The organism is Crystallibacter degradans, from assembly GCF_012952295.1.
GTDB lineage: Bacteria > Actinomycetota > Actinomycetes > Actinomycetales > Micrococcaceae > Crystallibacter > Crystallibacter degradans.
Map to the genome: position 1 here is coordinate 1 of NZ_JABBCH010000122.1, position 250 is coordinate 250.

1 pseudogene is annotated in these 250 nt (G+C 68.8%); it reads left to right on the forward strand.

Features of this window, described 5'->3' with window-relative positions:
• Positions 1-250: pseudogene (locus tag HGO92_RS23380) on the forward strand (type II glyceraldehyde-3-phosphate dehydrogenase); the annotation flags it as partial.

The window sequence follows — 250 nt, forward strand, 5'->3', positions numbered from 1 at the left end:
GTGCCGCGCCGCGCATCGCGTTCATCCGGATGGCCGACGGACTCGTCGCCCTGAACTCGACCATCGAGCTGATGAACGATCTCGGCCGGCCCCGCGGGGACATGTGGGAAGTCGCCGTCTGGGAGGACCTCGTCACGGTCCAGGGCGACGAGGCCTTCCTGACCTACCAGGTCGATAACGAGGCCATCGTCGTGCCCGAGACCATCGACGCCATCCGCGCCCTGACCGAAACCGCGCCCGACGCGGCGGA